Raw genomic sequence first — 26079 nt, 5'->3', positions numbered from 1 at the left:
ACCTTACTAATAGAGTCAAAAAGCAATTAGGCAACATATCTATGACTTATTAGTGAGTGGAGTACTGGAGTGAAAAAGAGGCTGTCGAGCTACATTGGGGCACTGGCTGCAGGCGCAGCCTTGCTGACCGTTACGGCGTGTGGCGGCGGGGCCACCGCATCCTCGCAGACCGAGGAAGCCGGCACCATCACCATCGAGCACGCCCAAGGCTCCACGACCAACGTTCCTGTGAACCCGGCCAAGGTTGTCACGTTCGACCTCGGCGTCCTGGACACCATGAACGCGCTCGGGGTCGAGCCCACCGGTGTTCCCGAAGCAAGCTACCCGGAAGCGCTCAAGAAGTTCTCCGACGCCAAGTACACCAAGGTGGGCTCGCTCAAGGAGCCGGACTTCGAGGCCGTCAGCTCCGCCGCGCCGGATCTCATCATCGTCTCCGGCCGCACCGCCGGCGCCTATGAGGAATTGAGCAAGATCGCACCTACCATCGACCTCGCCGTGGATGCCGCCAAGCCCATGGAAAGCTTCAAGGCACAGACGGAGAAGCTCGGCAAGATCTTCAAGAAGGAAGACGAGGTCGCCTCCAAGCTCGCAGAGGTGGACAAGACCGTTGCGGACACCAAGACCAAGGCGGCCTCGGCTGGCAAGGGCCTGATCGTCCTCACCTCCGGCGGCGAAGTTACCGCGTACGGCGCTGGCTCCCGCTTCGGCATCATCCACGACGTCCTGGGCGTCCCCACCGCTGCCGACGTCAAGTCGGAGGGCTCCCACGGCGAGGCTGTTTCCTTTGAATACATCAAGGAGACCAACCCGGACATCCTCTACGTCATCAACCGCGACACCGCGATCGGCACCGCAGGCTCCACCGCCAACCCGATCCTGGACAACGAGCTCGTGAAGTCCACCAACGCGGCCAAGAACAACAAGATCGTCAACCTGGATCCCGCCGGCTGGTACATCGTTGGCTACGGCTTGAACAACGTTCAGGCCATGGTCACGGCAGTGGCCGATTCTGTCGCCTGATACTGCCTCACCTGAAATCCTGACGTGACAACTACAGCCGTGCGCCCCACGGCGCCAGCAAGCCGCAACCGGACTGGCGAGACCGCCCGCCTGGTTGCGGCTGCTGCCGTTGTGCTGGTGATCGCGGTCGGAAGTATCTTCGTTGGGGTCAGTGATGTCTCGCTGCCCGCATTGTTGGCGAACGACGCCGGTGCTTGGGAAATCTTCTGGGTCTCCCGGGTGCCGCGCACCGTGGCCGTGGTCCTGGCCGGGATGGCCGTCGCCGTTGCCGGGCTGATCATGCAGCTCATGGCCCGGAACCGCTTTGTGGAGCCGTCCACCGTGGGCACCGTTGAGTCAGCGACGCTCGGGATCCTGGTGGTCACAGTGCTTGCTCCGGACTCTCCGATTCTCACCAAGATGCTGGTGGCTTCTGTGTTCGCCGTGCTGGGCACGGCGCTCTTCCTGGCCATTCTCCGTAGACTGCCCGCCCGTAACACCCTGCTGATTCCGCTGGTGGGCATCATGCTGGGCGGCATCATTGCTGCCGTCACCACGTTCTTTGCCTACCGCTTCGATCTCCTCCAGACCCTAAGTAACTGGATGATCGGCGACTTCTCCGGCGTGCTCCGTGGACGGTATGAACTGCTGTGGATCGTGGCTGTGCTGGTACTGGTGGGCCTCTTTGCTGCCGATCGCTTCACCGTGGCCGGCATGGGGCAGGATTTCACCACCAACCTTGGCCTGAACTACGCCCGGACCATGCGGCTCGGCCTGATGATTGTCTCGTTGATTTCGGCTGTTGTGGTCACCACCGTGGGGGCCGTGCCCTTTCTCGGCCTGGTGGTTCCCAACATCGTTTCCCTGCTGTTCGGCGACAACCTCCGCCGTGCGGTTCCTTGGACAGCCCTTTTTGGAGCGGCATTCGTGTTGGTCTGCGACATTATCGGCCGGACCATCCGCTTCCCCTACGAGGTTCCCGTGGGCATGGTCATGTCCGTGCTGGGCGCCATCCTCTTCCTCTTCCTGCTTTTGAGGAAACGCAATGCCTGAAACATTCCTGGCCACACCCCGCCTCTCCGCCCGCACCCGCATGCGCGACGCCATCCGAAGTACCCCGCCGGGACTGGTGATCGCCGCTTTGGCGATTGCCGCCGTCGTGCTTGTTGCCGTTTTCCTGACGATCGACCTCAAAGGCAACATCGCCTACATCCTGCCGCGGCGGGCCATCAAGGTGTCAGCGATGCTGCTGGTGGCTGTGGCGGTGGGTGTTTCCACGCTGCTCTTCCAGACCGTGACGGCCAACCGGATCCTGACGCCTTCCATCATGGGCTTCGATTCCCTGTACATCCTGGTGCAGACCGCGCTGGCGTTCGTTGCCGGTGCCGCGACGCTGGCGACCGCTCCTTCCACGCTCAAGTTCGGGGTGGAGATCCTGCTGATGGTGGGGTTCAGCGCATTCCTTTACCGGTGGATGTTCACGGGTGCCACGCGATCGCTGCACCTGCTGTTGCTCGTGGGAATCGTGCTCGGTACCTTGTTCCGTGGTTTCTCCTCGCTCCTGCAGCGGCTGATGGAACCGAGCGAATTCATCATCCTGCAGGACCTGTTCTTTGCCAGTTTCAACAACGTGGATCCAGGGTTGCTGGGGGTTTCCGCTGTGCTGATTGCCCTTGTGTGCGTTGCTGTGTGGCGCATGCGGCACACTTTGGACGTGCTGGCGCTGGGCCGTGAAGTGGCCATCAACGTGGGCGTCGATCACAAACGCGTGGTGATGGGGGTGCTGCTCGCGTGCTCGCTGCTGGTGGCGATTTCCACTGCTCTTGTGGGGCCGGTGACGTTCTTCGGGCTCTTGGTTGTCAGCCTCGGTTACCAGCTCTGCCGTGGATTCCGGCATGCGTGGCTGCTGCCGATCGTGGTCCTTATTGGTGCGATCGCACTGGTGGGCGGCCAGTTGTTACTGGAACGGGTGTTCGGTTTCGCCACTGCCTTGAGCGTCATCATCGAGTTCACGGGCGGCATCCTCTTCCTTTACCTGTTGTTGAAAGGCTCGCTGAAATGACCACTGTTATGACCGGGGTCCGTCCATGATTACCGTCCGCAACGTGACCAAGCGCTACGGCGGCACCACCGTGCTGGATGACGTGTCCTGCGATATTCCACGCGGCGGCATCACGTCCATCATCGGTCCCAACGGGGCCGGCAAGTCCACGCTGCTCTCACTGATTAGCCGACTGCAGCCCATGGACGCCGGGGGAGTGTCCGTTGCCGGCTTGGACGTCACCGCGACGCCCAGCATGGAACTCGCCAAGACCATGGCCATCCTCCGGCAGGAAAACCACCTCACGATGCGGCTCACGGTCCGTGACCTCGTGGCATTCGGGCGCTTTCCGCACAGCGGCGGGCGGCCAACGGTTGAGGATCTTGAGCACGTTGACGAGGCCATCCGCCAGCTGGACCTCACCTCCATGGCTGACAAGTTCGTAGACGAGCTCTCCGGCGGACAGCGTCAGCGTGCCTACATCGCCATGGTCCTGGCCCAGGACACGGAATACCTGTTGCTGGACGAGCCGCTCAACAACCTGGACATGAAGCACTCCGTGGAAATGATGCGGCTGCTGCGGCGTTTGTCCGATGAGCTCGGAAAGACCATCGTGCTGGTGGTGCACGACATCAACTTTGCATCCTGCTACTCGGACACCATCCTGGCCATGAAAAATGGCCGCCTCATCCATCAGGGCACACCCGCGGACATCATGCGTGCGGGGATGTTGCACGACGTCTACGACATCGATATCCGCATAGAGGAGATCGACGGCAACCGCATCGGCGTGTACTTCGCCTGACGCTCCTGCCGACAGAAGAAAGCGCGACGTCGGCACCCAAGCCCGGGTGCCGACGTCGTAATTTCTGCTTGCTTCAGCGTTAGCGCGCTGCCGCGGCTTCAGCTTCGGACATTGCTTTCCACTCGGCCACGCGGGCCTGATGCAGGGGCGACTTGCGGACCACAGCGTAGGCAACGCCGAGGATGGCGAACCAGATGGGCGTCACCAGCAGCGCGGTGAGCGTATCCGGCTGCGTGGTCAGGGCCCACACGAGGAACGCGAAGAACGCGAACACCACCCACACCATGGGGATGCCGCCTGGCATCTTGAACGGCGAGGCCGCGTGCTGATCGGGGCGGCGTTTACGGTACACCAGGTAGCTGGCCAGGATGATCGACCAGACGAACATGAAGCAGACGGCGGACACGGTAGTCACCATGTCGAATGCCACGCCAACGTCTTTGCCCGCGTACAGAAGGGCGACGCCGGCCAGCAGCAGGACGCAGGAGAGGAACAGTGCGTTCTGGGGTACTTTGCGGCTGGAGAGGCGGCCGAAGAGCTTGGGTGCGTCGCCGTCGTGGGCCAGGCCGTACACCATGCGGGACGTGGAGTAGATGCCCGAGTTGGCCGACGACATAGCCGAGGTGAGCACTACGAGGTTGACCACGGTAGCTGCCATGCCAAGGCCGGCGAGCGAGAACATGGCGATGAACGGGCTCTGGCCCGCCTTGAATTCTGTCCACGGGGTGACGGACATGAGGATGATGAGGGCGCCTACGTAGAAGAGCATGACGCGCAGGGGAATGGCGTTGATGGCGCGGGGGAGGTTGTGCTCCGGGTTCTTGGTTTCAGCGGCGGCGGTGCCCACCAGTTCGATGCCCACGAACGCGAAGACGGCAATCTGGAAGCCGGCCACGAAGCCCATGAATTCCTTGGGGAAGAAGCCGCCGTGGCTCCAGAGGTTGGTGAAGCTCGCGGTTCCTGCGTTGGACTGGAAGCCGGTGAAGATCATCACCAGGCCCACCACGATCAGCGCCACAATGGCCACGATCTTGATGAGGGCGAACCAGAATTCTGTCTCACCGAAGGCCTTCACTGTGGGCAGGTTGAGGAGCAGCAGGATGATGATGGTGGCGATACCCGGGATCCAGAGTTGGATTCCCGGCCACAGTTCGTTGGCGTAGCCAGCAATCGCAATGACGTCTGCCACGCCGGTGACTACCCAGCAGAACCAGTAGGTCCACCCGGTGAAGAAGCCTGCCCAGGGGCCCAGGAGATCGCCTGCGAAGTCGCTGAAGGACTTGTAGTCCAGGTTGGACAGCAGCAGCTGGCCCATGGCCCGCATGACGAAGAACAGCATGAATCCGATGATCATGTACACAAAGATCACGGAGGGGCCGGCGACGGAGATGGTTTTGCCGGAGCCCATGAAGAGGCCGGTTCCGATGGCGCCGCCGATGGCAAGGAGCTGAATGTGGCGGTTGCTGAGCGAGCGTGACAGGTGGGGCTCGCTGTCCCTGCTGGAGACGTGGAGCTTCCCCTGTGTTGTCTGATCGGACATTAGTTCAAGAACCCTTCAAAGGACCCGTCAAAATGGTGACGGCCGTTACAAATCTGTTCGATAAAGCTATAGCTAATGCCTGGCTCATGGCGAATCGGTCTGCATGGCGAAAGCTCCCGCCCTGGTTGGAGGGGGAGCTTAGGCCGTGATTGGCGCCGTATTTTGGCTGCGGCGGCTAGGCGATCTGGCGCTTGTAGGCAGCTGTGGCAAAGACGTAAGAGACGATGAGGATCCCCAGGCACCAAGCCAGGGCCAGCCAAATATCGCCACCCACCGGGCGTTGGGCGAACAGGTCCTGGATGGTGTTCACGATTGACGTTACCGGCTGGTTTTCGGCGAACCAGCGGACCGGGCCGGGCATGGTCTCCGTCGGAACGAAGGCCGAGCTGATGAAGGGCAGGAAGATCAGCGGATAGGAGAACCCACCGGCGCCATCCACCGATTTCGCTGAGAGGCCCGCGATGATCGCAATCCACGTGAGCGCCAAAGTGAAGAGTGCCAGGATGCCTGCGACGGCCAGCCAGTCCAGCACGTTGGCAGAAGTGCGGAAGCCCATGAGGAGTGCCACCAGGACGATGATCACCAGCGAGAGTCCGTTGGCCACCAGCGACGTCAGCACGTGCGCCCAGAGAACCGAAGAGCGTGCGATCGGCATCGACTGGAACCGCTCGAAGATGCCGCTCTGCATGTCCGTGAACAGCCGGACTGCCGTGTAAGCGATGCCGGAGGCGATCGCGATCAACATAATGCCCGGGAGCAGGTAGTTTACGTAGTTCTCGGTGTCGGTCCTGATGGCTCCGCCGAACACGTAGACGAACAGCAGCATCAGGGCGATCGGGGTGATCGCAGTGGTGATGATGGTGTCAACGCTCCGGAAGATGTGCCGCATGGAACGGCCCAGCAGGACGGAGGTGTCTGCGAAGAAATGGGTGTTCATGACCTGTCCTTTACTGACTCGTTGGTACCTGTTCCCACCAGGGCCAGGAAGATGTCCTCCAGGCTCGGCTGCTTCTCCACGTACTCCACCTTGGCCGGTGGCAGCAGCTGCTTGAGCTCGGAGAGGGTGCCATTGGCAATGATGCGTCCGGCGTGCAGGATGGCAATCCGGTCCGCGAGCTGCTCGGCTTCGTCCAGGTACTGCGTGGTGAGCAGGACCGTGGTTCCTTGCTTGGCGAGATTCTTGACAATCTGCCATACCTCCAGCCGGGCCTCCGGGTCGAGGCCGGTAGTGGGTTCGTCCAGGAAGATCACCTTCGGGTCGCCGATCAGGCTCATGGCAATGTCCAGGCGCCGACGCATACCGCCGGAGTACGTCGCCACCTTTCGGGGCCCTGCCTCGGTGAGGCTGAACTGCGCCAGCAGCTCGTCCGCGATGCCGCCCGGGTTCTTCAAGTGACGCAGCTTGGCCACCAGGACCAGGTTCTCCTTGCCGGTCAGGACTTCATCCACGGCCGCGAACTGCCCGGTGAGGCTGATGGACTGTCTCACCCGAAGCGACTCGGAGGCGACATCAAAGCCCTCGACGGCGGCCGAGCCGGCATCCGCTTTGAGCAGTGTGGACAGGATCTTCACCATGGTGGTCTTGCCCGCTCCATTGGAGCCCAGCAAGGCAAAGATACTGCCCGAGGCTACCTCAAAGTCCACACCCCGGAGCACGTGGAGATCCTTGTAGGACTTCTCAATGCCCTCTACGCGGATTGATGCAGCGGTCATGATTCCGCCTCCTTCGCGTTATCGATTGCCTTGGTAAGGCGCTCGCGTTCCTTGTCGATCCAGCGCTTACCGCCGTAGGCCTGGGCGAAGCTCTCGGCGAATTCGATGGGATCTCCGCCCACGATTTCGCCCACGGGCGTACCGTCGATTGCGGCCCGTTCCCATAGGTCAGCCAGGTCGGTAAACATCTGCACCATGGTGTCGCCCTCAGTGACGCCGCCGTAGTACATCAGGTACCGGTTGAAGGCGGTGGCTACGGTCAGGTAGGGCTCAGGCAGGGCATTCATCCTTGCCTTGGCTTGCTTGTACTGCTTCTTCTGTTCGAGTGATCCGGTGACCAGTTCGATCCATTTCGCTGCCATGCCATTTTCCTTCCTTGCGGAGCTCTTCAATCCGTCCGGACAGGAAGCTCCATGTGTTCCAGAATTCGTTCAGTTCGTTTTCGCCCTGTGCATTGAGCGTGTACACCTTGCGGGGCGGCCCTTTTTCGGACGGACGTTTCTCAACGTCCACCAGCCCCTTTTGCTCGATCCTGACCAGCAGCGCATACACGGTGCCTTCAGCGATCTCAGTAAATCCCTGCTCCCGGAGCAGCGTGGTGATCTCGTATCCGTACGCTGCCTTCCCGGTCAGGAGGGCAAGAACGATGCCCTCCAATGTGCCTTTGAGCATCTCCGTCATTTGCTTGCCCATCGGACACCTCCCTCGCTACTCAGTATTACTAGCTACCACTACATAGTAGAACTAGGTACCGGTACCTAGCAATACTGAGTTCTGGGTTTGTTCTGTCGGATGGCAGGCTGGGGTGGTGACTACTCAATCCGGTGCCGTGCCCGCTTTCTTTACCGCCGCCGTCGAACGTGGAACCTTCACCCTCAGGCGTGCACGGAAAGGCGACCTGCCGCGGATCCTCGCGTTACTGGCCGACGATCAGCTGGGCGCTACCCGCGAAAGTGCCGGCGATTTAGTGCCGTACGAGCGGGCTTTTGACGCGATCGACGCCGACCCCGCACACCTTCTGGTGGTGGGCGAACTCGACGGCGATGTTGTGGCTACCTTCCAGCTCAGCTACATCCCGGGCCTCTCGCGCAAGGGGTCCTGGCGGGCGCAGATCGAGGCGGTTAGGGTTTCTGAGGTGTTGCGGGGGCAGGGTGTGGGTGCGCTCGTGATCCAGTGGGCTATTGACCAGGCCCGGGAGCGTGGCTGCTCGCTGGTGCAGCTCACCACGGATAAGTCCCGCGTTTCGGCTCATCGTTTCTATGAGCGGCTTGGCTTTGTCGCGAGCCACGAGGGCATGAAACTCACGCTGTAGGAGAGTGCCTTGTCCCTGTTTTCCACATAGGGAAATTCCCGCCTTACCGTGCCCCTGACCCCGCTGGAAGAGTTGGGCCATGGAGACGATTCGGGAGCGGCAAGGCATTGACACCGGTTCATGTGCCTCCGGGGTTGGGAACAAAGCCGGAGAGCAAGCGCTCGGTGTCCCAGCCCTCATCACACTGCTGAGGGACGTTAGCCTAGGTTCTTCCAGCGTTCAGCTGGTTGATCAGCTGCGTGGGCTCGAAGACTTGAAGTGGGCCGTTACCGGCCTGCAGGCCCGTGCCGCGGTGGCTTTGGATCTTGCGCAACGGCGTGAGCAGACAGTTGCTGGTGTTCCCGCTTCGGAGCAGGGGCAAGGTGTCGCCGCTCAGCTTGCGTTGGCCCGGCGTGAATCGCCGAACCGCGGCTCCCGTCTCCTTGGACTCGCGAAGGCGTTGGTCACCGAGATGCCGCGCACCCTGGCCGCGTTGGAATCGGGCCAGCTCAGTGAATGGCGGGCAAACTTGCTCGTAAGAGAGACGGCTGGCCTTTCCGCGGAAGATCGGTGCGCCGTGGACGAGGAACTTGCACCTGATGCGGGCACCTTCGAGGGCGCCGGCGACAAAGCAATCATCGCCGCCGCGAAAGCCGCCGCCTACCGGCGCGATCCCCGTTCCGTTGCCCAGCGTGCCAGTCATGCCGCCACGGAGCGAACAGTCACCCTGCGCCCGGCGCCGGACGCTATGACTTACCTGACTGCACTGCTTCCTGTAGCCCAAGGAGTTGCCGTCTATGCCGCGCTGACCCGCAGGGCAGACTCTGCACGTTCCGGTGGGGACTCCCGGACCCGCGGACAAGTCATGGCAGATACCCTCGTCGAACGCATCACCGGGAGGCGCGGCGGGATCAGCGGTGTCGACCTGGAGGTCATCATGACGGACCGCACGCTATTGCAGGGAGACGGCGAGCCGGCCCGGATCAAGGGCTACGGGATAGTCCCGGCGGCGTGGGCAAGAGGCCTTGTTGGCGCTGGAGGGGCTGCTGCGACGGGCGGTGGTCCGGCGCCAAAGCAGGACGAGGAGTTCGCCGTGTGGCTTCGCCGACTCTATACAGCGCCGTCCACGGGGGAACTCATCACCATGGACTCCAAGGCGCGACTCTTCCCGCCGAGGTTGAGGCGTTTTATCGAAGTCCGGGACGACACCTGCCGCACGCCCTACTGCGACGCGCCCATCAGGCATATCGATCACGTCGTCCCGTGGCGTTCAGGTGGCACCACAACCGTTGACAACGGCGCAGGACTCTGCGAAGTCTGCAATCAGACCAAGGAAAGCCCTGGCTGGACGGCGAAGCAGGTGGTCGAAGATGTCCACACGCTGGAAGTCGGCACGCCAACAGGGCATAGCTACCGATCGTCCGCACCGCCCCTGCCCGGGCATGTGCGCAGACCACCTTCACCAGTCGGGACTTGACTATTAGGTACCCTAACTATTAGGGTACCTAAATATGAGCTCTTTTGATCCGCGGCTACTTGATCTCGCACAGGAATTTCGTGAGTCACTGCGACTCGGCGTGTACATGTTCCGTCGTCTTGATCCTGAAGGTGACCTTACCGCCGCGCAACTCAGCCTGCTGTCCATGATTTCCGCCGGCGGTCTCCGCGTGGGCGATATCGCCAAGAACCTGGGCATTAAAGTCCCCAGCGCTACGGAGCAAATCATCAAGCTTGAGCGTGCAGGCCTGGTCACCCGCGAGCAGGATCCCGACGATTCGCGAGCTGTCCAAGTGGTCATCACCGAAGCCGGGACGGCCGCCGTCGCCTCTGCCAACCAGCGGCGCAACGCCATGGTGGCTGAGCTGCTGCAGGACCTCAGCCAAGACGAAATTGAACATCTCGCAGCGGCCTTGCCCGTGATCGCCAAGCTCAACAGCTCGTTCCAAAACTGAGAAACCAGCACGACTAAGAAGAACCCGCACCGACAAGGAGCCATTGAATGTCACGCCAGTTGGCTGACGCTTCAGCAAGCGCCGAAACTGTCTTGGAAGCTGAGAAAGCTTCCTTCCTCAAACAGCCCAAGGCGGTGTGGGCCACTGCGCTCGCGGCCGTTTTCGCCTTCATGGGCATCGGGCTCGTCGATCCGATTCTTCCGGCTATCGCTAAGAACCTTGAGGCATCCACAAGTGAAGTCTCGCTGCTTTTCACCAGCTACTTCCTGGTGACGGCGATTGCCATGTTGATCAGTGGATTCGTGTCCTCAAGGATCGGTGGAAAGAAGACCCTGTTGATCGGGTTGGCGATCATCGTGGTGTTCGCGTCGTTGTCGGGCCTTTCCGGCAGCGTTGAACAACTGGTGGGGTTCCGGGCAGGCTGGGGTCTTGGTAACGCATTGTTCGTTGCAACTGCCTTGGCCGTGATCGTGGGGGTGGCCAGTGGCGGCACCGGGACGGCCATCATCCTTTACGAGGCAGCACTGGGTTTGGGCATCTCACTCGGCCCGCTGCTAGGGGCCCTCTTGGGTGGCTGGCAGTGGCGCGCACCCTTCTTCGGCACCGCAGTGCTGATGGCTGCGGCCTTCATTGCACTTCTCGCATTGTTGCCTAAAACAGCCGCTCCCGCCAAGAAGTCCCGCCTCAGGGATCCGCTGCTGGCGCTCGGGCATAGGGGCCTCCGCACTACTGCCGCCAGCGCGTTGTTCTACAACTACGGCTTCTTCACCATCCTCGCCTTTACTCCCTTCATCCTCGGCATGGATGCCTATGGCATCGGGGCAGTCTTCTTCGGTTGGGGTGTTGCCGTGGCCGTGTTCTCGGTGTTCGTGGCGCCGGTGCTCCAGAAGCGGTTCGGGGCCGTCAAAGTCTTGACCGGAACACTAGCGGCGCTGATGCTCGACCTGATCGGCTTGGGATTGGCCGCTGGGCACTCGGTGACAGCCGTCGTCGTGCTTGTCATTGCGGCAGGTGCCCTTCTGGGCATCAACAACACGGTTTACACGGAACTGGCCATGGGTGTCTCTGATTCACCGCGCCCCGTTGCATCCGCCGGCTACAACTTTGTGCGCTGGATGGGTGGCGCGCTTGCACCATTCGCAGCAGCCCAGCTGGGTGAGCACTTTGGCCCGCAGGTGCCGTTCTTCGCCGGTGCCGCTGCCATGGTTATAGCTATCCTGGTCGCTTTCGGAGGACGCGGCTACCTAATATCCCACGAACCACACTTGGTGTGATCCTCCCGTGAACCACAAAAGCCCGGCGAATTGGACCAGTTCCAATCCGCCGGGCTTTTCCTGCGCTACTTTGCTTCGTCGGAGGTCACGGGCAGCGGTGCTACGGGTGCGCCTTTCGGAACGAACAGCGTTTCGGCCTGCTCCAGGGACATGCCGTTCGTTTCGGGCACCTTGAACATGACAAAGAAGAACGACGCCGCAGCGAAGGCTGCGTACATGGCGTACGTCAGCGGCAGCGAGCCTGCCGCCATGATGGGGAAGCTAAGCGTGATGGCAAAGTTAGCGATCCATTGCGCTGCGGCAGCGAGGCCAAGGGCCCGGGCGCGGATGCGGGACGGGAAGATCTCGCCCAGCAGCACCCACACGAGCGGACCCCATGAGGCACCAAAGCTGATGACGAAGACGTTGGCAGCCACAAGGGCCACGGGACCCCAAGCGCCTGGAAGACTGATTTCGGAGCCGGTACCAACAGCGGAGGAGAAGGCCAGCGCCATAACGCCGAGGGACGCGGCCATGCCGATGGAGCCGGTCAGAAGGATGGGGCGGCGGCCGATCCGGTCCACCAAAGCGATGGCTACCAGGGTCACCAGGATGTTTGTGACGGACGTGGCGACGGAGATCGTCAGGGAGTCCTTTTCCTGGAACCCGACTGCCTTCCACAGCGTGGTGGAGTAGTAGAAGATCACGTTGATGCCAACAAACTGCTGCAGCACAGACAGGATGATGCCGATCCAGACCACTGGCAGCAGGCCAAACCTGTTACCACGCAGCGAGCCCTTCTTGGTGGAGAGCTTTTCCTGTTGGATGGATTCCTGGATCTCGCGGATGTGGCGTTCGATGTCATCGCCGGGGATCAGTTTGTTGAAGATGGTGCGGGCTTGGTCTTCTTTGCCGTTGAGCACGAGGAAGTGTGGGGACTCCGGCAGGCGGAAAGCGATCCAGCCGTACACCGCGGCGGGCAAGGCACAAGCGATGAACATCCAGCGCCAGGCTTCAATGCCCAGCCACAACGTGCCGTCCGCGCCACCAGCCGAATTAGCGAGCACCGCGTCGGAAAGCAGGGCTGCGAAGATACCCGTGGTGATGGCGAGCTGCTGAAGCGATGCCAAACGGCCACGTACGTGCCGTGGCGAAATTTCCGAGATGTAAGCCGGGGCAATAACCGAGGCAAGCCCAATGCCCAGGCCGCCCACCAGCCGCCAGAAAATGAGGTCCCAAACTCCGAACGCAAGCCCGGTTCCCACTGCGCTCACCAGAAAGAGCAGTGCGCCGATTTTCATGGCGGGAATGCGGCCGTACCTGTCCGCGATCTTGCCGGCGAAGTAGGCGCCGGCGGCGCAGCCCAACAGGGCAACGGCCACGGCGAAGCCTGTTAGTGCCTCGCTCATGACGAACTCGTCCGCCATCGCATCCACGGCACCGTTGACCACGGACGAATCGAAGCCGAAGAGGAACCCGCCCACGGCACCGGCGACGGCCAGGCCGATCACCTTCCGTGAAACAGGGGGCGCGCCTTCGGGGCTGGAACTGGACATGGGTCTCCCTTGGGGAATGGGGTTTGGTAAGCGAAGTGCGGGTCGTCGTCGGCTGTCCGACGGGGACGCCGGTGCACTCGCGCTACACAGTGTGGCACGTCATATCCGCCAAGTTCCAGTCAAGTGACGGACGTGACATGCATTCAGATCATTAACGCAGTACCGCCTGTCTGGTGGCTGGGAGTTCACTGTAAGTGTCTGTAACGCGCTCTGAGTACGGTATGCAGGTGCTTGAGTCCAACAATTGAACACAAAGCATGACGACGGTTGGTGACTCATGTAGCCAAGCGGGATGCCGCCGTCGTCAGGCTGCGGGCGCTGAAGGCGCGGCTAGGAGAACTCCTTGAGTGCTGCAGTCAAAAGGTCTCCCGGTGCACCGAGGCGCGTGTGCACCCCGTGGGAAGCGATCAATTCACCGGCGATGACTACCTGCGTTACATCGCTTGCCGTCGCACTGAAAGCCAATTGCAGGGGACGGGAACCGGCAGTCCGGGTGGACGCGGGATCGACAACCATGAGGTCGCAGATCGCGCCGACCCTTAGTGCGGACGAGGCGACCGGTGTAGCCATGGAGCGCGCTGCTCCTTCCGTTGCGGCCAGCAGCAGTTCCCTCGGTGAGAACCTTCCACGCTGACCGCTGCCTAGTCGCTCTCCGTGTTCCAAGGTGCGCATTTCAATCCAAGGATCGATCACCGCGTGCTGGTCGGTGCCCAAGGCGATAGTGGCTCCGGCGTCGGAAAGTTCACGGGCGGGCCCGATCCCGTCCGCAAGGTCGGCTTCCGTGCTGGGACACATCACAACGGTGGTTGATGCTCCGCCCAGCATGGAAATATCCTGCTGAGTCAGATGCGTGGAATGGACTGCTGAAAGCCTGGGAGACAGGAGGCCGTGGCGTTCCAAAAGACCCGCGGGAGTGGTGCCGTAGGCCTCCAAACAGGCTTCGTTTTCGGCAGGCTGTTCGCTCAGGTGAATGTGAAGGGGAATGTCGCGAGGGAGTTGCTTGGCAACAACCTTCAGGGCCTCTTCGGGCACGGCGCGGACGGAATGCAGGGCGGCTCCTACGGCCACCTTCTCGGGCGGAAACTCCTGCGCTATTGCGGTCCGGAGGGAACGCAACCGGTCCAGCCACGCTTCCACATCCGTGTCCCCGAACCTTGCCTGCCCGGGACTGAGCGAGGTGCCTATTCCGCCGGACAAATACAGGGTGTCCAGAAGTGTCAGGCGGATCCCTGCCGACATTGCTGCGCGGGCAAGGGCCAACTCCATGGCGTGCGGTTCTGGGTACGCCGCACCACCGGGTTGGTGGTGGACGTAGTGGAACTCGGCCACGCTGCTGAAACCTGTCACCACCATCTCAGCGAACACTGCAGCGGCGAGTTTCTCGTACTTTTCAGGAGTCAGCTCCGACGCGCTCCGGTACATCTGCTCCCGCCACACCCAAAAATCTCCGCGCCCGTCATGCGTTCTTCCGCGGAGGATCCTGTGGAAGGCGTGCGAGTGTGCGTTGGCAGCCGCAGGAAAGACGACGCCCATCAGTTTCGTGTCGCCGGGTTGGGGCCGCGCGCCGCTTTCCATGGCGGAGATTCGGCCATTGATAGTTTCCACACGCACGCCCGTAGCTACCTCCGAAGGGCCAGTGTCGTCGTCGCCACGGCCCGCGATAACGGCGGTCTCGCACCAGAACGTGCTCATAGGAGTCCCTCCAGAACATCTGCCAATGCAACAGCACCCGCGGAGGCGTCCTCATCGGCTACGTACTCCTCGGGAGAGTGTGAGATGCCGCTCGGGTTGCGGACAAAGAGCATCGCGGAGGGGACGTGGCCGGCCAGTACGCCGGCATCATGCCCTGCGCCGGTTGCCAGCACTGGAGCTCCCGGCAGAAGGTTGGTCAGGCGACGGCTGAGGTTGGCATCAAAGTGCACAGTGTCGCTGTAGGACTCTTCAGTGAGGGTCGCGGTGCAACCTTCCGCCGCGGCGACGCCCTGGGCTGCACGGTAGATCGCTTCGATGAGTTGGGCGGTCACGGCGTCGTCGGGGTGGCGGGCGTCCAACCAAAGGTCCACGCGCGAGGCGATCACATTGGTCCCGCCCGGAACGGGCGTCAAGCGCCCCACTGTTGCACGGGCGTCGGGTTGCTTGGCAGCTGTTTCCCGAACGGCCAAGACGATCTGTGCGGCTGCAACCATCGGATCGGCGCGGTCTGCCATGAGCGTGGTGCCCGCGTGGTTGCCTTGGCCGTTGACGCTGATCTTCCAGCGGCCGTGGCCCAGGATTGAATTTCCTACCGCGATGGCAGGACCGTCCTGGCCCAAGCCCTTTCCCTGTTCGACGTGCAGTTCAACGAAGTCGCCGATGCGCGCCATGGCTTCCGGATCCGGGCCTAGATGGCGGGGATCCAGCCCATTGGAGCTGGCGACGTCGGCGAAGGAGTCGCCGTTGATATCGCGCAAGTTCAGGGCCTTCCCGACGTCGATCGCGCCGGTGAGGAGCCGCGAACCCAGGCACGCCACGCCAAAGCGCGACCCTTCTTCCTCCGGAAAAACGGTGACTGCCAGTGATCGTGGCGGCTGGACTCCACGGGCTTTGAGGATGTCGACGGCGGCCAGCGCGGAAGCGACGCCGAGCGGACCGTCGAATGCGCCCCCGCCGGGCACCGAATCGAGGTGGCTCCCGGTGACGAGGGCGCCGTCATGGGGCTTGCCCCACCATGCCCAGATAATGCCGTTCCTGTCCGTTTGGACATCGAGGCCGCGTTGCTGGGCTTGCTCGACGAACCACTCCCTGAGATCAAGTTCGGGTGTTGTATAGACGGCCCTGGAGTAGCCTCCGCGCACCGCGTCGCGGCCCACGTCCTGGATTGAGGCAAGGAGCTGATTGACGGTTTCCACGTTTTTCCTCCGATTGAAGACTGCCACCAAGTAAAAACCAGATGCCACCACATGACAAGGGCTTCGGCGACTATTTACGTGGTGGAAACATGCCCGGCCCCATTTGAGGAACCACAACGTCTTATAACTGGAACTTCTCGCAAATTTCAGAAAACTCTTGCCATTTGGTGAAAAGTGATTTTTACTAAGTGGCAAGACATGGTGATGTAGACCACTTGAAAGCAGGTCAGGCAGTGGCAGCTGATTCTTCCACCCGAACAGTCGAGAGGGCGCTGGCCCTCCTCAGTGCGGTCTGTACTGACGGCTCCATCAGCCTCAGTGACGCAGCGCGGGTGGTAGACCTGTCGGCCAGTACCGCGCTCCGCCTCCTCCGCACCTTGGAAGGCAGCGGCTTCGTGACGCGGGATCCCGGGGGCAACTTCCGCCCGGGCGCAAGTGTCATTCAGCTGGGAGCGCTGGCACTAGGCCAGGAATCCTTGGTGTCGCTTTGCACGCCGCACATGAAGCGGCTTGTGGCTGAGACTGGCGAGTCCTGCTACTTGAGTATTCCCGGTCCTGGGGAAACCGGAATCTACATAGCCATCGTCGAAGGTACCCGCTCTGTCCGGCACACCAGTTGGGTCGGCAGGAGCATCCCGCTGGAAGGGTCCGCCGCTGGCAAGGTGCTGACCGGCGGACAAAACGGCCGCGGTTACGCCATCGTGCGGAGCGGCGTAGAGGACGACATAACGGCCGTCGCCGCACCCATTGTGATCGGCGGCCGAACCGTGGCAGCCCTCAGCATCGTGGTGCCCAGCTACCGCTTGGACGAGGCGAAGGCCCACACCTTTGGCGAGGAACTGGTGAAGGTAGCCGACACCATCCTCGTGGAACCCGACGAAAACCATGAAGTGCCCCAGGAAAGCATGGAAAAGTAAATGATCAAATTTGAAAATGTCACCAAGGCCTACCCTGACGGGACGGTGGCAGTCGATGGCCTCAACCTGGAAGCCCCCACCGGAAAGCTGACCATCCTTGTTGGTCCTTCCGGCTGCGGCAAGACCACCTCCCTGAGGATGATCAACCGCCTCATCGAACCCACCAGCGGCACCATCTACCTGGATGATCAGCCCACCTCCGGCATGGACGCAGCGTTGCTCCGCCGCAGGATCGGATACGTCATCCAGCACGCAGGGCTCTTCCCGCACAAGACCATCGTGGACAATGTCTCCACCATGCCGCTACTGCTCGGGGAAAGCCGGCAGAAGGCCCGGACCAAGGCGCTCGAACTGATGGAGCGTGTTGGGCTGCCCGCGAGCTTCGCCAAACGTTATCCCTGGCAGCTTTCCGGTGGCCAGCAGCAGCGCGTGGGTGTTGCCCGTGCTTTGGCATCTGACCCGGCGTTCATGCTGATGGATGAGCCTTTCAGTGCCGTGGATCCTGTAGTACGCGCCCAGCTTCAGGAGGAGTTCCTGCGCCTGCAGCGCGAAATCGGCAAGACCATCATCATGGTTACCCACGACATCGACGAAGCCCTCAAGCTCGGGGACCAGGTGGCCGTGATGCGCGTGGGCGGCAAGCTTGCGCAGATGGCGTCCCCTTCAGAGCTGCTCACTGCGCCCGCAGACGAGTTCGTGGCCGATTTCGTGGGCCGTGACCGCGGTTACCGCTCGCTCGGCTTTACGAAAACAGCCGGTGCCGTGGCTATCGGCGAAGAAGCCGTGGTTCACCTCGGTGCTTCCGCGGATGACGCCCGCGCCAAGGCGCTGGGTGCTTGGGTGTTGGTGGTCGACGGCGGCCGGAAGCCTCTCGGTTGGGCTCAGACACAGCTTCTCAATGGTGAAGTGAAGCGGGAGAACCTGAATCTGAGCGGGATCCCGGCAGCAGCATCGGGAACCATGCGGCAGCTGCTCGACGCTGCCCTCTCCTCACCCAGCCGCCGCGGCGTGGTTGTCAACGAGCATGGCGAATTGATTGGGACCGTGTCTGCAACGGACGTGGTCAAGGCTATCGAGGCCGAACCACACCTGGAGACGATCTGATGAACTTCGAGTGGCTGGGCCGCCAGTTCGACAACATTGTGTTCCTGCTGGGCTGGCACGTTCTGCTGGCCGTCACCCCGCTGATCCTGGGGCTGCTCATCGCACTGCCCCTTGGCTGGTGGGCGCACCGCAGCCGGCGGATCTACCCGCTCTTGGTGGGTGTTGCCGGGCTGCTCTACACAGTCCCCTCCCTGGCGCTCTTCGTGCTCCTTCCCTTGGTCCTGGGTACCAAGATCCTGGACCCGCTCAATATCGTCGCCGCACTGACCATCTACACCGTGGCCCTGCTGGTCCGTGTGGTGGCAGATGCCCTCGATTCCGTTCCGGAGGATACCGTCCAAGCCGCCAAGGCCATGGGTTATCGCGGATACCAGAGCCTTCTGAAAGTTGAACTTCCCGTGGGTGTCCCGGTGATTTGCGCAGGCTTGCGCGTCGCCGCCGTCTCCAACGTCAGTCTCGTATCTGTCGCCGCCCTGCTGGGTATACCGCAGCTCGGCTCCCTCTTCACACAGGGCTTCCAGCTCCGTTTCTACACTCCGATCATCGCCGGCATTGTGCTTTGCGTGGTCCTTGCCATGATCCTTGACGGGCTGATTATCCTCATCAACCGGTGGCTGACACCGTGGACCCCCAAGGTGGTGGCATCGTGAATTATTTGTTCGACCCCGCACACTGGAGCGGCGCAGACGGCATTCCAACGTTGATCGCTGAGCATCTCCTGTACTCCCTTATTGCCTTGGCAATTGCCGCCATCATTGCCGTGCCGCTGGGTATCTACATTGGTGTGACCGGCAAGGGTGTGTTCATGATTGCCGGCCTTGCCAACGCGCTCCGGGCACTTCCCAGCGTTGGCTTGTTGATCTTGCTGGTCCTGCTCATCTCGCCAGCTTTCCCATCCCGCATGGGCTACATAGTTCCAAGTCTCATCGTGCTGGTTCTTCTGGCAGTTCCGCCCATCCTGACCAACACCTACGCCGGCGTGCGCGCTGTGGATGCTGCCGCCGTCGACGCCGCAAAAGGCATGGGCTTCCGCACCATGAAGATCCTCACGGACGTCCAGCTGCCCTGCTCTCTTCCGCTGGTTTTGTCCGGTGTCCGCAGCGCATTGTTGCAAATCATCTCGACCGCGACCATCGCTGCATACATTTCGCTTGGCGGCCTGGGCCGCCTCCTGATCGACGGCAAAGCCCAGAACGATTACGGACAAATGGTCGCCGGCGCCGTTCTGGTCGCCCTGCTGGCATTGTTCTTCGACCAGCTTCTCGCTTTCATCACCCGCCGCGTTGTCTCACCCGGATTGACCCGGCGCACCATCAAGTCGGCCGCTGTGGCCGAACCCGTGAAGACCCCCGTCACGGTCTAACCGATCCCGGCGCCGCGGATTCGGCGCACAAGATTCACCTCCACCCACCCCACTTGGCCGCTGCATGCCTTGCAGCACCCATCACAGGAGAGTTGACATGAAGAAGTACCTCACTGGATTCACCCTGGCAGCCGTCGCTGCCATCACCCTGAGCGCCTGTGGCGGCGGGGACCCCATGAGCTCGTCCAACACAGCCGCAGCAGGGGGTTCGGGCGACAGCATCATCGTAGGTTCCGCGGACTTTCCCGAGAGCCAGCTGATCGCCAAGATCTACGCCGAAGCCTTGAAGGCCAAGGGCGTCGAGGTAACTGAGAAGCCGAGCATCGGCAGCCGTGAAGTCACCATCCCTGCGCTCAAGGACGGTTCCATCGACCTCATGCCGGAATACGGCGGCGCGCTCCTGCAGTACCTCGACTCCGCCACCAAGGCAGTGTCGTCCGAGGACGTTGCCAAGGAATTGACCACAAAGATCCCGGCCGGCCTGACTGCATTGACTCCTTCCGAAGCAGAGGACAAGGACGTCCTCACCGTCAAGAAGGAAATCGCCGATCAGTACAAGCTGAAGACCATCGAAGACCTCCAGCCCGTTGCCAAGGAACTGGTGTTGGGTGGCCCGCCGGAGTGGAAGACCCGCCTCAACGGCGTTGCCGGCCTGAAGTCCGTCTACAACCTTGAGTTCAAGGAATTTTCAGCGCTCGACGCCGGTGGGCCGCTCACGCTGAACGCCCTCCTTTCCGGTCAGGTACAGGTAGCCGACCTCTTCAGTACCGATCCCGCGTTGGCTGAGAACAACCTCGTGGCGCTTGAGGACAACAAGAACCTCTTCCTTTCCGAGAACATCGTGCCGGTCATCAATGAGAAGAAGTCCACGGACACCGTCAAGGAGACACTGGACAAGGTCTCTGCTGCGCTAACCACTGAGGACCTGATCAAGATGAACGGTCGTGTGGCCAAGTTCGAGGACATCGGCGAAATCGCCAAGGAATGGCTCAAGACCAAGAACCTGGGCTAAATCCCCCTGCTGGTCCATTTAGCTGGCTGCTTTAGAGGAGTAAAGAATGACTGCCGATTTCACTACTGGTGCCCGTCCGGTTAAGGCCGCGCGGGGTACTGAGCTTACTGCCAAGTCGTGGCAGACCGAGGCGCCGTTGCGCATGTTGATGAATAACCTGGATCCGGAGGTTGCTGAGCGTCCGGATGATCTGGTGGTTTACGGCGGCACGGGCCGCGCGGTCCGTTCGTGGGCTGCGTTTGATGCGATTACCCGGACGTTGGAGACGATGGAGAAGGACGAAACGCTCCTGGTGCAGTCGGGCAAGCCGGTGGGTGTGTTCCGTACTCATGAGTGGGCTCCGCGGGTGTTGTTGGCGAACTCGAACCTGGTGGGGGATTGGGCGACGTGGCCTGAGTTCCGCCGTCTCGAGGCCGAGGGTTTGATGATGTATGGGCAGATGACGGCCGGGTCGTGGATTTATATCGGCACGCAGGGCATCCTGCAGGGCACGTATGAGACGTTCGCCGCGGTGGGGAACAAGCTCGCTGCGGAGGGCCGTCACCCGGCCCCGGCAGTTGAGGGTTCCACGGAGGGCCCGTTGGCCGGGACGCTGACGTTGACGGGTGGTTGTGGTGGCATGGGCGGGGCCCAGCCGTTGGCGGTGACGTTGAACGATGGTGCGTGCCTGATCGTGGACGTGGATGAGTCCCGCCTGCGTCGTCGTGTGGGGAAGCGGTACCTGGACGAGGTCGAAACGGATCTGGATGCTGCGATCAAGAAGGTCCAAGCCGCGAAGGACGAGCGCCGCGGCTGGTCGGTGGGGTATGTGGGCAACGCCGCCGAGGTTTTCCCGGAACTGCTGGCCCGGCATAAGGCCGGGGAGGTGACCTTTGATGTGGTCACGGACCAGACCAGTGCCCATGATCCCCTGTCCTACCTTCCGGAGGGTATTACCGTGGCGGAGTGGCATGTTGAGGCCGGGGCGGATCCGGAAGGGTTCACCAAGAAGGCCCAGGCTTCGATGGCGCGGCAGGTCCAGGCGATGGTGGAGTTCCAGGACGCCGGTGCTGAGGTGTTTGATTACGGTAACTCGATCCGTGACGAGGCGCGCACGGGCGGGTACGAGCGGGCGTTTGAGTTCCCCGGTTTCGTTCCGGCGTATATTCGTCCGTTGTTCTGTGAGGGTTTGGGCCCGTTCCGCTGGGTCGCGCTGTCGGGGGACCCGGAAGACATTGCCGTCACGGACAAGGCCATCAAGGAGTTGTTCCCGGAGAACAAGCACCTGCACAAGTGGTTGGATGCTGCTGCGGACCGGGTGGAGTTCGAGGGCTTGCCGGCGCGTATTTGCTGGCTTGGGTACGGCGAACGCGCCAAGGCCGGGTTGTTGTTCAACCAGCTTGTGAAGGAGGGCAAGGTCAAGGCCCCGATCGTGATCGGCCGTGATCACCTGGATTCGGGCTCGGTGGCGTCCCCGTACCGGGAGACCGAGTCCATGGCCGATGGTTCGGACGCGGTTGCTGACTGGCCGTTGCTGAACGCCCTGATCAACACCTCTTCGGGTGCTACCTGGGTGTCGATCCATCACGGCGGCGGTGTCGGCATTGGCCGGTCCCTGCACGCCGGGCAGGTCTCTGTTGCTGACGGCACGGACCTGGCCGCGGAAAAGCTCGAACGGCTCCTGACCAACGACCCCGGCATGGGCGTCATCCGCCACGTCGACGCCGGCTACGACCGCGCCGTCGAGGTCGCCAACGAACGCGGTGTCCGCATCCCCATGAACGAGACCGCAAGCGCGCGCTAACTGCATCTCGAAGGACATCCCGGGACGGCTATGCAACGCATTCTTGCCTGGCCGTCCTGGGGCAACCTAGGCATTAGTTCGAATAACAAACGATCAGCACACGCATCGGAGAGCGAGGAAACGCACCATGGACAGGGAAAGCCCGGGAACGTGGGCATCAGTCGCTATCGGAACACGGGTGACAATGACAAAAGGCGGTCACAATCCGTTTCGGGGGACTGTGGATGATAGAACCGCGGATGGCACAATTCTCTGGATCCTTTCCAGGACAGGGATTCGGAAGCTCTTTCACACTGAGGACGGGTTTCAGTTGACCCCTGGTGAACGATGACGGCACAACTCTCTCCACTGGCCTTCCTGCCTGACATCCGAGATAGTGCAGGTGTCGAACAAAACCAGTTGTCTTGTCCGGAGGACTGCTTCTACTGCGCTGCCCCGGAAACGGACTAGTGCCGGAAACTGACTGGAAAGGACCGGTTTATGGTCACGATTGATGGCTTGACGCTGGACTTGGCCGATGTCGTCGCAGTAGCCGACGGCGAAGACGTCGTGCTGGCTCCGGAAGCTTTGGTCCGAATGGACGAATCGCGGAAGTCTGCTGAAGCTACGGCATTGCGGCGTCCGGTCTACGGCCGATCGACCGGCGTTGGAGCGAACCGCACCGTGTCGCTGACGGCAGCCGGCGGCCAGGATACTCACGGGCTGAAGCTTCTGCGCAGCCATGCTGTGGATGCGGGCAGAGCACTGGATCGCAGGACCGTTCGTGCGATGTTGGTTGTCAGGCTCAGCCAATTGGCGGCCGGCGGATCTGGGATCAACCCCTCCATTGCCGAACAATTGGTGGAACTCATCAATAGCGATGTCTTTCCGGAAATCCGGGAGTTCGGTGGCATCGGAACTGCGGACCTGCAGGCATTGGCCGGTACGGCGCTCACTTTGCTGGGCGAACGCCAGCCATTGGGTGGCGGTAACGTTCCCGTTCGCCTAACGGCGTGGGCAACTGCCGATGCCCTTCCGTTCATCAGCTCCAGTGCGCTGACTATTGGTCAAGCAATCCTGGCTCAGCAAAAACTGTCGAGTATCTTGGACAACGCAGCGTCATCGGCTGCACTGTCCTTCATTGCGATGTCCGGCAACTCCGAAGCCCTGAGCCCCGCGGTAGCGGCGGCTGCGGATACCCCAGAGGTGGCCTCGGCCGCAACGATGTTCCATGGCATGGTTCACGGCAGCGGCGAGCCTGCCCGCATTCAGGATCCATACTGCTTACGGACCTTGCCGCAGATTTTTGGTTCCCAAGCCGAGGAACTCGCGGGCTTGCATGCTCTGCTGAGCCGTCTTGTCACAGTGGGCAATGAGAATCCGCTCGTTCACGGCTCGCCGTCCGATGGCACGAACGACGTCGCTCACCACGGGCTCTTCCAGATGACTAACCTTGCCCGCCGCGTGGATACGCTGCAGCTGGCCATCGGCGCGGCGTGCGCCGCTCACCTTCGGAGGATCGACCTCCTTTGCGACCCGAAATACACGGGCCTGCACCCCTTCCTGGCTGAGGACGGTTCAGGTCAGTCAGGGGTGATGATGCTCGAATATGTGGCTGCTGCCGCCGTCGGCCGGATTCGGGCCAACGCCCAGCCGGCAAGCCTGCAGACGGTGGTGCTGTCACTCGGGGCTGAGGAAGATGCAAGCTTCGCAAGCATGGCCACCGCCCAGTTGGAATCGACGGCGGACGCACTGGCCACCGTTGCCGCCGTCGAGCTTGTTTGCGCTTCCCGTGCCCTGCGGCTGCAGGGGCGGCGACCCGAAGAGTTCGCCAGCCCACGGCTGCGCGCCATGATGCAGGCAGGTTTCACGCTGCCGTCCGATGTGGAGGATCGTGACCTTCGCGGTGATCTGGAGATGGCCATCGAGCTCATAAAGGGTTCGTACTGGAAGTAAAAGGTTCGTACTAGAAGCTGTCGACGAATTACACGGATGACAATGACCCAAAGGAAAGCGGCAGGCGGTCCGGAGACTGCCTGCCGTTCTCTACGAACCAGCTATTAATGAGCCGTTTGTCTATGAACCGGGTCTTTAGTAGCCGGCTCAATCTGTCCAGGTATCAGTGCGCCGGAACGGATTCCTTAGCTGCTGTCTTGGGATCCGTCAGCTTCTTGTTGGGCAGGGCGAAGCTGATCAGGAAAGCAATCAGCATGAGCCCCGCAGCCGTGAGCATAACGATATCGATCGCTTGGGCAAAGCCTTCAGTGATGGGCCGTGTCAGTGTGCTGTTGGCCGTGTGAAGCCAGCTGGTGTCGTTCAGCGATTCGTTGTTGGCGCCATTCTTGAAGAAGTCGAAGAGCTTGGCGTTTGCCGGGTCCGATGCCACAGCCGGGTCCGTCATCACGGCTTGGTAATCAGGGCTGGAAGCGGCGGTCTTCATGCCGTCGGCGATCTTGTCGGCCGCCGTGCTGAACAACATGGAAATGAACACTGCCGTTCCCACAGCCCCGCCCATGGAACGGAAGAACGCCGCAGTGGAAGTGCCTACGCCCATGTCCTTGGGCGGGACGGACACCTGCATGGCGAGCGTGAGCGGCTGCATGCAGAAGCCCAATCCGACGCCGAAGAACACTGCTATCAGGCCGGGAACCCACAGGCCGGTATCGACGCCGAGCACCAAACCCATGACGGTGGCTGCAGCGGTCAGGATGGCCGTGCCCAGGATCGGGAAGATCCGGTATACGCCGGATGAGGAGATGGTTCGGCCGGCAGAGATCGACCCGAAGAGGATGCCCACGGTAAACGTGATCATCATCAGGCCAGCCTCGGTAGGAGTCAGCCCCTTCACGAGCTGCAGGTACATAGGCAGCATTGCGATTGCGCCGAACATGCCTATGCCGATGATGAAGTTCAGGAGCGAGGACAAACCGAAAGTGGTGTTCTTGAAAAGACGCAGCGGGATCAATGCGTAGTCCCCGGCACGCTTCTCAGCGAGCAGGAACGCCACAATGCCGATCACACCAAGTCCGTAGCAGAGCCAGGATGCGCCGGAGGCCCAACCCCAAACGCGGCCCTGTTCTGCAACCAGCAGCAGGGGCACAATCGCCAGCGTGATGGCCGCCGCACCCCAGTAGTCGATCTTTTGCTTCACGTGCCTCGCCGGCAGGTGAAGGTACATGAAGACAACCACAAGGGCGGCGAGCCCGATGGGGAGGTTGATGAAGAAGACCCAGCGCCAACCTTCGAAGCCCAGGATGTTGGCCGAGCCCGCGAAGGCCCCGCCGATCACCGGGCCGAGGACGGAAGAAATGCCGAATACTGACATGAAGTAGCCCTGGTACTTCGCCCTGTCCTTCAGCGCCACGATGTCACCGATGATGGTCAGCGCCAATGCCAGCAGGCCACCGGCGCCGAGGCCTTGGATTCCGCGGGCAATGGCGAGCTCCGTCATGGAGTGGACCGATCCCGCGTAAAGGGAGCCAATCAGGAAGATCACAATGGCCACCAGGTAGAGCGGGCGGCGGCCGAATATATCGCTGAGCTTGCCGTAAAGCGGGGTGCTTACCGTCGATGTGATGAGGTACGCCGTGGTGGCCCACGCCTGGAGGGACAGGCCATCGAGATCATTGGCAATGGTGTAGATGGACGTGGACACGATGGTTTGATCCAGCGAGGACAGGAACATGCCGAGCATGAGCCCCACCATGACGGTGAGTGTCTGACGATGCGTCAGGACCTCACCGGCGGCCCGTACGGGCGCAGTTTTGGACATATCTTCTCCAGAGGTGGCAGAAAAGTGGGATAAGCAGGATAGTTGCTTTCAGTAACTATCTTACGGCCCGATTGATTCCCGCCGAGAGAATGTTTCTTCGACTTTCCTTCC

The 26079-nt window shown here is 61.6% G+C and carries 23 protein-coding genes and 1 pseudogene; 15 read left to right on the top strand and 9 right to left on the bottom strand.

Annotated features, from left to right (window positions below; genetic code table 11):
- Window positions 1-69: 69 nt before the first annotated feature.
- Genes AC6CH8_RS11695 through AC6CH8_RS11680 form a run of 4 tightly spaced genes read left to right on the top strand, consistent with a single transcriptional unit; the run spans window position 70 to window position 3845 of the window.
- Entirely contained in the window at window positions 70-1020 is a 951-nt protein-coding gene (locus tag AC6CH8_RS11695) for a siderophore ABC transporter substrate-binding protein (protein WP_498190663.1), read from the top strand.
- A 24-nt stretch (window positions 1021-1044) separates the two neighbouring features.
- Complete coding sequence (locus AC6CH8_RS11690) at window positions 1045-2052, top strand: ABC transporter permease (protein WP_498190661.1); 1008 nt, start codon at window positions 1045-1047, stop codon at window positions 2050-2052.
- Window positions 2045-3061 carry an iron chelate uptake ABC transporter family permease subunit gene (locus AC6CH8_RS11685; protein WP_498190659.1) on the top strand — a complete coding sequence of 339 codons (1017 nt, stop codon included), beginning with the start codon at window positions 2045-2047 and terminating at the stop codon, window positions 3059-3061. The genes AC6CH8_RS11690 and AC6CH8_RS11685 overlap by 8 nt, the downstream gene beginning before the upstream one ends.
- A 25-nt stretch (window positions 3062-3086) precedes the next feature.
- Complete coding sequence (locus AC6CH8_RS11680; RefSeq protein ID WP_498190657.1) at window positions 3087-3845, top strand: iron ABC transporter ATP-binding protein; 759 nt, start codon at window positions 3087-3089, stop codon at window positions 3843-3845.
- Between the two features lie 79 nt (window positions 3846-3924).
- On the opposite strand, the gene cycA is transcribed toward AC6CH8_RS11680, so the two are convergent.
- The 5 genes and pseudogenes from cycA to AC6CH8_RS11655 form a co-directional block, all read right to left on the bottom strand.
- Window positions 3925-5385, bottom strand: a complete 1461-nt coding sequence (gene cycA, locus AC6CH8_RS11675; RefSeq protein ID WP_498190655.1) for a D-serine/D-alanine/glycine transporter — start codon at window positions 5383-5385, stop codon at window positions 3925-3927.
- 175 nt (window positions 5386-5560) lie between these two features.
- The gene (locus tag AC6CH8_RS11670) at window positions 5561-6322 is read right to left on the bottom strand and encodes an ABC transporter permease (RefSeq protein ID WP_498190654.1); all 762 of its coding nucleotides are present in this window, start codon (window positions 6320-6322) and stop codon (window positions 5561-5563) included.
- Entirely contained in the window at window positions 6319-7098 is a 780-nt protein-coding gene (locus AC6CH8_RS11665; protein ID WP_498190652.1) for an ABC transporter ATP-binding protein, read from the bottom strand. The genes AC6CH8_RS11670 and AC6CH8_RS11665 overlap by 4 nt, the downstream gene beginning before the upstream one ends.
- On the bottom strand, window positions 7095-7460 hold the full coding sequence (locus AC6CH8_RS11660) for a DUF1048 domain-containing protein (protein ID WP_498190650.1): 366 nt from the start codon (window positions 7458-7460) through the stop codon (window positions 7095-7097). Before AC6CH8_RS11660 ends, AC6CH8_RS11665 begins: the two co-directional genes overlap by 4 nt.
- 7 nt (window positions 7461-7467) lie before the next feature.
- Window positions 7468-7791: pseudogene (locus AC6CH8_RS11655) on the bottom strand (PadR family transcriptional regulator); the annotation flags it as partial.
- A gap of 112 nt (window positions 7792-7903) precedes the next feature.
- On the opposite strand from AC6CH8_RS11655, the gene AC6CH8_RS11650 reads away from it, so the two are divergent.
- The 4 genes from AC6CH8_RS11650 to AC6CH8_RS11635 all read left to right on the top strand — a co-directional run bounded on the left by AC6CH8_RS11650 (window position 7904) and on the right by AC6CH8_RS11635 (window position 11615).
- Window positions 7904-8410: a GNAT family N-acetyltransferase gene (locus tag AC6CH8_RS11650; RefSeq protein ID WP_498190648.1), complete on the top strand. Its 507-nt coding sequence runs from the start codon at window positions 7904-7906 to the stop codon at window positions 8408-8410.
- Window positions 8411-8489: 79 nt separating this feature from the next.
- Window positions 8490-9866 carry an HNH endonuclease gene (locus AC6CH8_RS11645; protein WP_498190646.1) on the top strand — a complete coding sequence of 459 codons (1377 nt, stop codon included), beginning with the start codon at window positions 8490-8492 and terminating at the stop codon, window positions 9864-9866.
- A 34-nt stretch (window positions 9867-9900) separates the two neighbouring features.
- Window positions 9901-10341 (top strand): MarR family winged helix-turn-helix transcriptional regulator, encoded by a 441-nt coding sequence (locus AC6CH8_RS11640; protein ID WP_420179290.1) that lies wholly within the window; start codon window positions 9901-9903, stop codon window positions 10339-10341.
- A gap of 47 nt (window positions 10342-10388) precedes the next feature.
- On the top strand, window positions 10389-11615 hold the full coding sequence (locus AC6CH8_RS11635; protein ID WP_420179289.1) for an MFS transporter: 1227 nt from the start codon (window positions 10389-10391) through the stop codon (window positions 11613-11615).
- Between the two features lie 65 nt (window positions 11616-11680).
- On the opposite strand, the gene AC6CH8_RS11630 is transcribed toward AC6CH8_RS11635, so the two are convergent.
- From AC6CH8_RS11630 to AC6CH8_RS11620, 3 genes are all read right to left on the bottom strand, one after another.
- Window positions 11681-13150 (bottom strand): sugar porter family MFS transporter, encoded by a 1470-nt coding sequence (locus tag AC6CH8_RS11630; RefSeq protein WP_091463674.1) that lies wholly within the window; start codon window positions 13148-13150, stop codon window positions 11681-11683.
- A gap of 330 nt (window positions 13151-13480) precedes the next feature.
- Window positions 13481-14842: a formimidoylglutamate deiminase gene (locus AC6CH8_RS11625; protein WP_498190643.1), complete on the bottom strand. Its 1362-nt coding sequence runs from the start codon at window positions 14840-14842 to the stop codon at window positions 13481-13483.
- Window positions 14839-16038 carry an allantoate amidohydrolase gene (locus tag AC6CH8_RS11620; protein WP_498190641.1) on the bottom strand — a complete coding sequence of 400 codons (1200 nt, stop codon included), beginning with the start codon at window positions 16036-16038 and terminating at the stop codon, window positions 14839-14841. Before AC6CH8_RS11620 ends, AC6CH8_RS11625 begins: the two co-directional genes overlap by 4 nt.
- A 188-nt stretch (window positions 16039-16226) precedes the next feature.
- Between AC6CH8_RS11620 and AC6CH8_RS11615 the strand changes: the two genes are divergently transcribed.
- From AC6CH8_RS11615 to AC6CH8_RS11585, 7 genes are all read left to right on the top strand, one after another.
- Window positions 16227-16955: an IclR family transcriptional regulator gene (locus AC6CH8_RS11615; RefSeq protein WP_091463666.1), complete on the top strand. Its 729-nt coding sequence runs from the start codon at window positions 16227-16229 to the stop codon at window positions 16953-16955.
- A complete protein-coding gene (locus AC6CH8_RS11610) occupies window positions 16956-18059 on the top strand; it encodes an ABC transporter ATP-binding protein (RefSeq protein ID WP_498190639.1) in 1104 nt (367 codons plus the stop codon).
- A complete protein-coding gene (locus AC6CH8_RS11605; protein WP_014923069.1) occupies window positions 18059-18709 on the top strand; it encodes an ABC transporter permease in 651 nt (216 codons plus the stop codon). Before AC6CH8_RS11610 ends, AC6CH8_RS11605 begins: the two co-directional genes overlap by 1 nt.
- Window positions 18670-19422, top strand: coding sequence for an ABC transporter permease (locus tag AC6CH8_RS11600; RefSeq protein ID WP_243836611.1), 753 nt, complete (start codon window positions 18670-18672; stop codon window positions 19420-19422). The genes AC6CH8_RS11605 and AC6CH8_RS11600 overlap by 40 nt, the downstream gene beginning before the upstream one ends.
- A gap of 97 nt (window positions 19423-19519) precedes the next feature.
- Entirely contained in the window at window positions 19520-20434 is a 915-nt protein-coding gene (locus AC6CH8_RS11595) for an ABC transporter substrate-binding protein (protein ID WP_091463659.1), read from the top strand.
- Between the two features lie 46 nt (window positions 20435-20480).
- Window positions 20481-22217 (top strand): urocanate hydratase, encoded by a 1737-nt coding sequence (gene hutU, locus AC6CH8_RS11590; RefSeq protein ID WP_498190636.1) that lies wholly within the window; start codon window positions 20481-20483, stop codon window positions 22215-22217.
- 480 nt (window positions 22218-22697) lie between these two features.
- Window positions 22698-24152 (top strand): aromatic amino acid ammonia-lyase, encoded by a 1455-nt coding sequence (locus AC6CH8_RS11585; RefSeq protein ID WP_498190634.1) that lies wholly within the window; start codon window positions 22698-22700, stop codon window positions 24150-24152.
- 163 nt (window positions 24153-24315) lie between these two features.
- Here the strand turns inward: AC6CH8_RS11585 and AC6CH8_RS11580 are convergent, their stop codons facing one another.
- Window positions 24316-25968, bottom strand: coding sequence for an MDR family MFS transporter (locus AC6CH8_RS11580; RefSeq protein WP_498190632.1), 1653 nt, complete (start codon window positions 25966-25968; stop codon window positions 24316-24318).
- Window positions 25969-26079: the final 111 nt, after the last annotated feature.

This window comes from Paenarthrobacter sp. GQ52, from assembly GCF_059759005.1.
Note: the sequence above shows the minus strand (reverse complement) of the source record. Positions and strands in the feature narration are given on the sequence as shown.